The organism is Candidatus Margulisiibacteriota bacterium (assembly GCA_003242895.1).
In the GTDB taxonomy this organism is placed as follows: domain Bacteria; phylum Margulisbacteria; class Riflemargulisbacteria; order GWF2-39-127; family GWF2-39-127; genus GWF2-39-127.
On the sequence record QKMY01000045.1, the window covers coordinates 24,620 to 36,333 of the forward strand.

The 11,714-nt window shown below is 37.5% G+C and carries 7 protein-coding genes; all 7 read right to left on the bottom strand.

Translation table 11 applies throughout. From position 1 onward, the window contains the following. Positions 1-55: 55 nt before the first annotated feature. Positions 56-2,146: an elongation factor G gene (fusA, locus tag DKM50_06370; GenBank protein PZM79804.1), complete on the bottom strand. Its 2,091-nt coding sequence runs from the start codon at positions 2,144-2,146 to the stop codon at positions 56-58. A gap of 35 nt (positions 2,147-2,181) precedes the next feature. After that, positions 2,182-2,652: a 30S ribosomal protein S7 gene (locus DKM50_06375; protein ID PZM79805.1), complete on the bottom strand. Its 471-nt coding sequence runs from the start codon at positions 2,650-2,652 to the stop codon at positions 2,182-2,184. 14 nt (positions 2,653-2,666) lie between these two features. After that, positions 2,667-3,044, bottom strand: coding sequence for a 30S ribosomal protein S12 (locus tag DKM50_06380; protein ID PZM79806.1), 378 nt, complete (start codon positions 3,042-3,044; stop codon positions 2,667-2,669). A gap of 112 nt (positions 3,045-3,156) precedes the next feature. After that, positions 3,157-7,350 carry a DNA-directed RNA polymerase subunit beta' gene (locus tag DKM50_06385; GenBank protein ID PZM79807.1) on the bottom strand — a complete coding sequence of 1,398 codons (4,194 nt, stop codon included), beginning with the start codon at positions 7,348-7,350 and terminating at the stop codon, positions 3,157-3,159. 51 nt (positions 7,351-7,401) lie between these two features. Then, complete coding sequence (rpoB, locus tag DKM50_06390) at positions 7,402-10,578, bottom strand: DNA-directed RNA polymerase subunit beta (GenBank protein ID PZM80019.1); 3,177 nt, start codon at positions 10,576-10,578, stop codon at positions 7,402-7,404. Between the two features lie 155 nt (positions 10,579-10,733). Next, positions 10,734-11,105, bottom strand: a complete 372-nt coding sequence (gene rplL, locus DKM50_06395) for a 50S ribosomal protein L7/L12 (GenBank protein ID PZM79808.1) — start codon at positions 11,103-11,105, stop codon at positions 10,734-10,736. A 40-nt stretch (positions 11,106-11,145) separates the two neighbouring features. Further along, on the bottom strand, positions 11,146-11,673 hold the full coding sequence (locus tag DKM50_06400; protein PZM79809.1) for a 50S ribosomal protein L10: 528 nt from the start codon (positions 11,671-11,673) through the stop codon (positions 11,146-11,148). Between the last annotated feature and the right edge of the window lie 41 nt (positions 11,674-11,714).

Below are 11,714 nucleotides of genomic sequence, written 5' to 3' on the forward strand. Positions count from 1 at the left end.
ATATATCCTCCCTCTTCTTTTCTTTCCTTTTTATTTATATCAATTAATTACTTGATTATCTACCCGCACCTTTAGTTTTTTCAATAATTCCGTCGGCTATATTCTTTGGAATTTCCTGGTACTCCGCGAATTGCATTGTATAAGTACCTCGTCCTTGTGTCAATGACCTTAAATCTGTAGCGTACCCAAACATTTCAGACAATGGAGCCTTTCCTTTAATTATCTGCAATCCCAACTTCGCCGACATACCTTCAATCCTGCCTCGACGCGAGTTTAAATCTCCAATTACATCCCCCATATTTATTTCTGGTACTGTTACTTCAACATCCATTAATGGTTCAAGCAATACTGGATTAGCTTTTGCACAACCATCCTTAAAAGCCATTGAAGCAGCTATTTTAAATGCCATTTCCGATGAATCAACGTCATGGTATGAGCCATCATAAAGTGTAACTTTCACATCTAATATAGGATAGCCAGCCATAACACCGCTATTTAGCGACTCCTTGACTCCCTTTTCAACTGCGGGGATATACTCCCTAGGTACAACTCCACCGACTATGTCATTAACAAATTCAAAACCTTTTCCTGCCTCTAATGGCTCAACAGTTAAATAAACATGACCATATTGTCCACGACCGCCAGTTTGCCTTATAAATTTTCCTTCTTGATCAACTTTCGATCGAATAGTTTCTTTATAAGCTACCTGTGGCTTTCCAACATTAGCTTCAACTTTAAATTCTCGTTTCATTCTATCAACGATAATTTCGAGATGTAGCTCTCCCATTCCAGCAATTATTGTTTGCCCTGTTTCATGATCCACTTTTACCTTAAATGTCGGGTCTTCTTCTGCCAGCTTTTGCAATGCTTCGCCCATCTTCTCCTGGTCTACTTTTGTTTTAGGTTCTACAGCAACCGATATAACAGTTTCAGGAAACGTCATAGATTCCAAAATGATAGACAACTTTTCATCGCATAACGTGTCTCCAGTAGTTGTATCTTTCAGTCCAATTGCGGCGCAAATGTCTCCAGCATGTACTGCATCAATATCTTTCCTTGAATTTGCATGCATTTGCAATAATCTTCCAATTCTTTCACGTTTTCCTTTTGTTGAGTTATATACATAGGTGCCAGAACTTAACTTACCAGAATACACTCTTATAAAAGTAAGTCTACCTACATACGGATCAGTGGCTACTTTAAAAGCTAAAGCAGCAAACGGTTCATCTATTGCAGCATTTCTAATATCTTCATTTCCATTACTTGGATTTACACCTTTCACTGAAGGCACATCCAATGGTGATGGCAAATAATCACTAACACCATCAAGTAAGGGCTGAACTCCTTTATTCTTAAAAGCTGTACCACAAAACATCGGTACAATTTTGTTTACTATTGTTAGAGATCTTAACCCGGACATTATCTCTTCTTCAGTTAATTCCTCGCCTTCTAAATACTTCATCATCAATTCATCGTTTGCCTCTGCAGCTGCCTCGATGACTGCACTCCGATACTCTTCGGCCTTTTCTCTTAATTCATCTGGAATCTCCATAACCTCATACGTTTTTCCCATTTCGTCCGATTGGTAAACTAAAGCCTTCATTTTTACTAAATCTACAACACCTTTAAAATTCTCTTCTTGTCCAATTGGAATTTGGACCGGAACAACTTTTGCCTGCAATTTCTCTTTAACTTGTTCTACCACAGAAAAGAAATCAGCACCGACTCTATCCATTTTATTAACGAAAATTAAGCGTGGTACTTGATATTTTACTGCTTGTCGCCATACTGTTTCGGATTGTGGCTGGACTCCGCCAACTGCACAGAATACCGCAACCATACCATCAAGAACCCTAAGTGATCGTTCAACTTCTACAGTAAAATCCACGTGCCCTGGTGTGTCAATAATGTTAATTCTTTTGCCATTCCAGTAGCATGTCGTTGCAGCAGATGTAATTGTTATTCCTCGCTCCTGCTCTTGCTCCATCCAATCCATAGTTGCAGCACCTTCATGGACTTCACCAATTTTATAATTAATACCAGTATAGTACAAAATTCTTTCGGTTAATGTAGTTTTACCAGCATCAATATGAGCAGCAATTCCAATATTTCTATATATATCTAATGTTTCTTTATTATTTGACATTAAAACTAACTCCCTATTTAATCGTTATCTTTAAATTACCACTTAAAATGTGCAAATGCCTTGTTTGCTTCTGCCATTTTATGAGTATCTTCTCTCTTTTTAATCGATGCGCCCGTCTTATTGAACGAGTCTAATATTTCTGCAGTTAACTTATCTACCATAGTTTTACCACTTCTTTTTCGTGCATTACCCACTAGCCATCTCAAAGCTAGCGAAATGCTTCTGGTCTTTCTTACTTCTACAGGCACCTGATACGTTGACCCACCCACTCTACGAGACTTAACTTCCATTATTGGTGCAATGTTTTTTAATGCTTCTTCAAATATGTCTATTGAAGGCTTTCCCAACTTAGCACTTAGCTCATCAAACGTTCCATAAACAATCTTCTCTGCTATATCTTTTTTACCATCCCACATAACTCTGTTTATGAGTTGTCCAACTAACGTACTATTGAATTTAGTATCTATAACTACATTTCTCTTTAACGTTCTACTGCGTCTCGGCATAAATCTTTCCTCCTCTATTTCTTCTTAGCCCTTTTCGACCCATATTTTGATCGTGCTTGTCTCTTCTTGTCTACTCCAGCAGTATCCAATGTTCCGCGTATTATATGGTATCTAACTCCAGGCAAATCCTTAACCCTACCTCCACGAATCATAACAACAGAGTGTTCTTGCAAATTATGACCCTCTCCTGGAATATACGATGTAACTTCCTGACCATTTGTTAGCCTTATTCTCGCAACTTTACGTAAAGCTGAATTAGGTTTCTTAGGAGTCGTTGTATAAACCCTCGTACAAACTCCTCTTTTTTGAGGGCATTGAGTCAAGGCCGGAACCTTGTTTTTGGTAATTTTCTTTTTTCTTCCCTTGCTTACTAATTGGTTAATAGTCGGCACTTATCTTTCCTCCAATGTTCCTATTATTTCCCATGTCATTCCATTATTTTTAGACAACGGACGACATTATAGTATAGGCATATTGTTTTGTCAACAATATTAATACCTACATTTATTCAACCATTTCCTCTATGACGTCTTGTACTGGTTCTTCAACAACATTGTCTTCACCAACAATATCTTTCATAGAGATCTCAATATTTCTGAATTTTGGGAAACCTGTACCTGCCGGTATCAATTTGCCAATTATTACATTCTCTTTTAATGCGACCATATCATCAATTTGTCCTCGAACAGCAGCCATAGTCAAAACTCTTGCGGTTTCTTGAAACGATGCGGCTGATATAAAACTATCCGTATTAAGAGATGCTTTGGTAATACCCAAAAGAACCCTGGTTCCTCGAGCTGGTTGTTTTCCTTCACCTCTTAAGCGTTTATTAATCTCCTCAAACTCAATTATATCGATTTTTTCATCCGGTAGCAGATCGGAATCTCCCATTTCGACAATTTGGATACGCTTTGTCATTTGCCTCATAATTACTTCAATATGCTTATCATTTATTGTAACACCCTGGCTTCTGTATACCTTCTGAATTTCTTCTAGAAGATATTCTTGTGCCTGCTGTACTCCTAAAATAATAATCAAGTCATGAGGATTAATTACGCCGTCAGTAAGCAAATCACCCTTTTTAACTTCTTTTCCTGTATATACCTTGAGCTTAGTACCTAATGGAACTTTGTACTCTTTCGATTCACTTGTAACAGGATCATGAACAATAATAAGACGCAAGCCACCTTTTTCAGAAGTTTCAACAGTACCATCTATTTCACTTAGTATTGATTGCAACTTAGGTTTCCTTGCTTCAAACAGTTCTTCAACTCTCGGTAAACCTGAAACAATATCCCTTGCTCTTTGCATAAGCATTGAACCGGCTGATTCACGAGCCAAGATATCATTTACTTCAACTACCTGTCCATTTTTAACCATAATATCGGAACCAGCAGAAATTGGATATGATTCTCCAGGATTAATTATTACTTTATTTGCATTTATATCAAATATAACACCTGCTATAGGAGACTTAACTTCACCAGCAAGTATCTCACCTTTTTTTAGTAACTGGCCAACTTTTACTTTGATCTTGGTACCTTCTACTATATCCACATCTAACTTTTTATTGACATCAATTAATAAAACTTCACCATCGCTCTTAGATATCCACCCTACAAATGCACCGGCACTATCCTTCTTTTCAATAATGTCTAAGTTAAGTAGATACACCTGCCCACGATGACCAGAAATAATGTATTCAAAAGTTTGATCGTGAACTGCTAATACTGTATCAGGATCAACCTTCTGATTATTTGTAATTAATAATAACGCACCCCTCGGTACTGCGATACTTTCTTCATTGTTTGGCTCTTTCCCTTTTACCTGCAATTTACCCTCTCTAACAACTAAAACAATATCTCTTCCAAATTCATCTTTAAGTTTCTTTAGCTGCATATCTGAGCTTAATCGCACAGTACCTGTCTTTGTTGATTTTAATTCTATTTTAGATGCTTTACTTAAATCAACACCACCAGTATGGAAGGTTCTCATCGTCAGCTGGGTTCCAGGCTCTCCAATTGACTGCGCTGCAATAATACCAACAGCTTCACCTAAACTTATCAACTGATGAGATGATAAATCTCTGCCATAACACTTCTGACAAATACCTACCTTTGCACGACAGGTTAAAACAGAGCGAACTCGTACATCTTCTATGCCAGCAGCTACAATCTCTTTTGCTTTATCATAATCAATTTCTTCATCGGCTTTTAAAATTACCTGACCTGTTTTTCTGCTAATGACATCATCAAGGGTTGTCCTTCCTTCAAGCCTTTCAGCTAAGGGTATAATACCAGTAATTTCTGTTAATATTATACCTTTCTTTGTCTGACAATCTTCTTCATTGATAATTACGTCTTGTGCAACATCGACAAGCCTTCTCGTTAAATAACCTGAGTCTGCCGTACGTAAAGCAGTATCTACCAAACCCTTACGAGCACCGTACGAAGAAATAAAATATTCAGTTAATGTTAATCCTTCTCTAAAGTTAGACTTAATTGGAATATCTACGGTGTTCCCTTGAGAATCAGCCATTAGACCTCGCATTCCTGCTAACTGTTTAACTTGGTCAACACTTCCTCTAGCTCCAGAGTTTGCCATAACAAAAATATTATTTAACTCATCGAAACCTTCAAGCATTGCTTCAGTTACTCGTTCTGAAGTTCCTCTCCATATTTCAATAATTTTCTGCTTCTTTTCTCTGCTTGATAGGATGCCTTGTTGATAAAGCTTTTCTACTTGTGCACTCTCATCTTCTGATCGAGCAATGATTTCCTTTTTACTTTCAGGTACTACAAGATCATCAATAGAAATTGAGAAGCCGGCTGTTGTTGAAAATTTAAAACCTAAATCTTTCATTTGATCAGCTAATTCTGCAGCAACTTTGGTACCATATGTCTTAAACCATTTTAATAATAAATTAGCTATCTGTTTTTTACCAACGACTTCGTTAATAAAATCATGTTCCTGAAGCCCATTCTTTTCATGAATAATAACATTTATTGAATCATTAAAAATTATTCTACCGATGGTTGACTCTATTCTTTTCCCATGTCTTCTCACGGTGATCTTTGTTTGCAAATCTGCAGCTCTAAGCTCATACGCTTTTATAGCTTCTTCATCGCTCATAAAAACCATGCCTTCACCTTTTTTAGAATGTTTGTTTGCGGTAGTTAAATAATAGAGGCCTAGTACCATATCCTGCGTTGGTGTCACAATTGATCTTCCATTTGCTGGTGATAATATGTTATTGCTTGCCAACATTAAAAGTCGTGCTTCTGCTTGTGCTTCTATTGAAAGAGGAATATGAATGGCCATCTGATCACCATCAAAATCGGCATTAAACGCTGAACATACAAGTGGGGGAATTTGGATTGCCTTACCTTCAACTAATACAGGTTCAAACGCTTGAATTCCAAGTCGATGAAGCGTTGGAGCACGATTAAGCAATACAGGATGTCCCTCAATAACCTCTTCTAATGCATCCCAAACGACAATATCTTTTCTTTCTATCTTTCTTTTCGCACTCTTAACATTCTGAACAATATCTTTCTCAACAAGTCTTCTTATTACAAATGGCTTAAATAACTCCAGCGCCATAGTTTTTGGTAGACCGCATTGATGTAATTTGAGGTGAGGTCCAACAACAATTACTGATCTACCTGAATAATCGACTCGCTTACCGAGCAAGTTTTGTCTAAATCTGCCTTGTTTACCTTGGATGATTTCGCTTAACGACTTTAATGGCCTGCCATTAGATCCGGTTACGGAACGGCCTCTACTACCATTATTAATCAAAACATCGACAGATTCTTGCAGCATTCGTTTTTCGTTCCTGATTATCATTCCTGGTGCACCAAGATCAAGTAACCTCTTTAGTCGATTATTCCTGTTTACTACTCGACGATACAGGTCATTAAGATCCGAAGTTGCAAACCTACCGCCTTCCAACTGAACCATTGGTCTGAGATCTGGCGGCATTACAGGAATAACATCCATGACCATCCAGTCAGGTTTATTCCCAGCTTTGCCGAAAGATTCAGCAATCCTTAATCTCTTAGTAACCTTTATTTTCTTTTGACCTTTTGAACTTTTGATCTCTTCACGAAGTTCTTCTATAAGTTTATTGATCTCTATTTTCGCAAGCAAATCTCTAATTGCTTTTGCGCCAATATCCGCTTTGAACTTATTTCCAAATTTTTCTTTTAACTCCAAATATTCAGATTCTGATAAAAGTTGCTTTTCTTGTAATTGATCTGCAATTGCATCATCTACATCCGTTACAATATAAGAATCATAATAGATTACATCTTCTAAAGTCCTGACGGTCATGTTTAGCAGCACACCCATATAACTTGGGATGCCCTTTAAATACCATATATGCGATACTGGAGTAGCAAGTTCAATATGCCCCATTCGCTCTCTTCGGACTTTTGAATGGGTAACTTCAACTCCGCACCTTTCGCAAATAATCCCTCGATATCGAACACGCCTGTATTTCCCGCAAGCACATTCCCAATCTTTTACCGGACCGAATATTTTTTCACAAAAAAGTCCTTTTCTCTCAGGACGAAAAGTTCTATAGTTAATCGTTTCTGGTTTTTCAACTTCACCATAAGACCAAAACCGTATTCTTTCCGGCGAAGCAACCCCGATTTTTATCTTTTTAAATCCGCTAGAACTCGTAGCTAACATTAATTATATCCCCTTTCAACTAGGAACAATATTTTCTTTATAAATTGATAATTATCTGTTATCAATCTCTGTACCGTCTTCATCAAGCACCCTTACGTCAAGAGCAATACTTCTTAATTCACGAAGTAAAACTTTAAACGATTCTGGAGTGCCAGATTTTTGGATTGGCTTACCTTTAATAATAGCCTCATACGCCTTAGCCCTACCACTTACATCATCAGACTTAATAGTTAGCAATTCCTGAAGTAAATGTGCCGCGCCATAAGCTTCTAGTGCCCACACTTCCATTTCACCAAATCGCTGACCACCAAATTGGGCTTTTCCCCCAAGTGGCTGTTGAGTTACTAATGAGTAAGGACCTGTAGATCGTGCATGAATTTTATCATCAACAAGGTGAATAAGTTTTAACATATACATTTTTCCAACAGTAATTTCCTTGTCAAAATATTCACCGGTCCGACCATCCCTTAATTTAACTTTCCCGCCATTTGATAGCCATTCAAATCCAGGTATTTTACTTGATTCATTAAGTTCTCGTTCAATCGCCTTTCGTGATGCTTCCTCTCCTAAGGATTCATCAAAAGGTGAAACTTCATAATGTATATTCTTAGCCCAGGCAGCGTTTCCAAGAAGTGTTTCGTATATTTGACCGACATTCATACGTGAAGGAACACCTAATGGATTAAGAACCATATCAACGTGAGTTCCATCAGGTAACATTGGCATATCCTCGACAGGAAGTATCTTTGAAATAACTCCCTTGTTTCCATGTCTTCCAGCTACCTTATCCCCAATAGATATTTTCCTTAATTGAGCTACATATATCCTCACTACAGCATTCACACCAGAGGGTAATTTATCATCATTTTCTCTAGAAAATACTCTAACATCAACTATTTTGCCGGTTTCCCCTGAAGGCACTCTTAGAGAAGTATCTCTCATATCTCTAGCTTTATCTCCAAATATAGCGCGTAAAAGTTTTTCCTCTGCCGGTGGCTCAGTTTCACCCTTCGGCGTTACTTTCCCAACTAGGATATCTCCTGCTTTTACTTCAGCACCAATTCGAATGATACCTTTTTCATCAAGTTCCTTTAACGCATCTTCGGATACATTCGGAACTTCTCTTGTTAATTCTTCATCTCCAAGTTTAGTTGACCTAACATCTACTTCAAATCGATTAATATGCACCGTAGTAAAAGTATCATCAATTACCATTCTTTCGCTTATTAAGACAGAATCCTCATAATTGAAGCCTTCCCATGGCATAAATGCAACTAAAATATTTTTTCCTAAAGCAAGCTCGCCATCTTTGGATGAAGGCCCGTCAGCTAATACATCGCCAGCCTTAACTTCATCACCAACTCTTACGATAGGTTTATGATTAACGCAAGTATTTTGATTAGACCGTTGATATTTATGCAATAAATAAACTTTTTTCTTCTTTCCGCGGCCAACAACAATTTCATCTGAGGTCACCTTCTGTACAGATCCTTCTTCCTCCGCAAGAACCAAAGCACCACCATATCGAGCAATTTCTCGTTCCATACCGGTACCAACATAAGGTCTATCAGGCCGGATCAGTGGAGTAGCTTGACGTTGCATGTTTGCTCCCATAAGAGCTCTGTTAGCATCATCGTGTTCAAGAAATGGGATTAAAGCTGTTGTTATACCCAAAAGCTGCTTTGGAGATACCCCAATATAATCTACATCTTCAGCTTTCCCTAGAATAAACTCTTTCTTGTATCTGACCGGCACTTGTTTATCAATTAAATTATTATTATCATCTATATGTACATCACAAGGTGCAATTCTAAACCGGTCTTCAATATCTGCAGTTAAGTACTCTATCTCGTTCGTGACTTTTTTATTTACTACTTTTCTATATGGTGTTTCGATAAAACCAAATTCATTAGTCCGTGCGTATGTTCCCAATGGCCCAATTAATCCGGCATTTGGTCCTTCAGGAGTTTCAATAACACATATCCTACCATAATGCGACGGATGTATATCACGAACTTCATAACCTGCGCGCTCTTTTGTAAGCCCGCCAGGACCAAGTGCACTTAACCTTCGTCTGTGTGTTAACTCTGCCAAAGGATTTGTCTGGTCCATAAACTGGGATAACTGGCTGGATCCAAAAAATTCCCTCATTACTGAAACCAATGGCCTTATATTGATTAGATTCTGAGGAACTATTTTTTCTGATTCACTTATCGCCATCTGCTCTTTAATTAATCTCTCTAATCTAGCTAGCCCGACTCGAAATTGTAACTGCATTAATTCTCCAACTGATCTAACACGACGATTCCCTAAATGATCAATATCATCTGTGAAACCCTCGCCATTAAAAACATCTATCAATTCATTCATAATTGATAGAATATCTTCTTTGGTTAATACATAGCAATTCCTGTCAATACTAACTCCGAGTCTCTTATTTAGCTTATATCTTCCAACTTTTCCAAGGTCATATTTTTTGTCATCAAAAAACAGGTTGCTTAGTAATAACTTTGCTCCCTCTATTGTTAGAGGGTCACCTGGACGTAATTTTCTATAAATTTCTAAGAGTGCATCTGTTGGAGATTCTACCGGTCCCTTTTCAAGTGTATTTTCAATAAATTCTGCTTCTTTACAGGCCGATTTCATCTCAGCTTCATTAATACCGATTGCCCCAAGAAAAATAGAAAACGGGATTTTTTTCATTTTGTTAATATGCGCGTAGAAAACCTTGTTCTTATCAATTTCTACATCAAACCATGCCCCACGATTAGGAATAACAGTTGCCTGACTAGTTCTTAATCCTTGTTTATCAATTTTTTCACCAAAATAAACACCAGGAGATCTGACAAACTGACTAACAACAACTCTTTCTGCACCATTGATTAGGAAGGTCCCTTTTTCGGTCATCTTCGGGATATCTCCCATAAAAACTTCTTGAACCTTAACCTCACCGGTTTCCTTGTCAATTAACCTTACGGATACTCGCAAAGGAGCTGCGTATGTAATTTCTTTTACTTTACATTCCTCTAAATCGAACTCAGGTTCTCCAATAGAATAGTCATCCAAAAATTCTAATTCATATCTGCCATTATATCCTATGATAGGCGAAATACTTTTCAACTCTTCTTTGAGTCCTTCTTTAATAAATCGCTCATACGAACTTTTTTGTAGTTCAACTAAATCAGGAACTGGTAGTATATCGGGTTTCGCATTTGGATGGAGATTAATTCTCGTTGCGTTGTGTATAGCCACTAGAAAAACCACCTCGTTTTTAAATTGTCATGCTTGAAATAAGCACATTGCGAATAGCAAGAGTTAGCATACACTACTCTTGCTATTCGCAAACTAATATTATACTCTATAATAATTATATTTCAACAACTTTATTTTACTTCGATTGTTGCGCCTTCTGCTTCAAGCTTCTTTTTCATATCTTCTGCTTCTTCTTTAGTCGCTTTCTCTTTGACAGACTTCGGTGCTGAATCAACAATTGCTTTCGCTTCTTTTAATCCAAGCCCTGTCAACTCTCTTAGAACTTTTAGAACACCGATCTTTTTCTCCCCAGCGCTTATAAGAACCACTTCAAATTCTGTCTTCTCTACAGCTTCTTCAGCAGGAGCAGCAGTTGGAGCAGCAGCAAAGGCCATTGGGGCAGCTGCGCTTACGCCGAACTTTTCTTCTAATGCTTTTACTAACTGTGAAAGCTCTAGCACTGACATTTTCTCAATTTGATCTATTATTTCAGTATTTGACACTCTTTTCACCTCCTAATTTTTTTTATATTTATTTAAAATATTACTGATTACCGTCTTCCTTTTGCTTTCTTATCGCTTCTATTACATTAGCGAAATTTCGCATAGGGCCAGACAATACAGTAACTAGTCCACGTATCGGTGCATTCATTGTACCAATTACTTGGGCAATCAGTTGTTCTCTATTCGGTAAGCTTGCTAAGTTTTTAATATCAGCAATTGTTATCTGCTTTTTATCTAAAAACCCGCCTTTTACCTTAAAGAATTCATTATTCTTAGCAAAATCGGCAAGAACCTTTGCAGGAGTTACCGGATCGCTTTTTCCAAAAATAAAAATTGATGGTCCGACAAACAACTCTTCGTTGAACGGAACTTTTGCTTCTGTAAGAGCTATCTTCACTAATGTGTTCTTTAATACCTTACATACCGTATCACTTTCTCTCAATTTGTTTCGCAGTTCGTTTAGTTTCGTAACATTAGTACCTCGATAATCAGCAACAATGGCTATTGAACTCTCATCAATAATACTTCTTGTTTCGTCAACTACCTTTACTTTTTCCGGTCTTACCATAGTAACTCCTCCTCATAGTCTATCTGAAAATAAAAAAACCA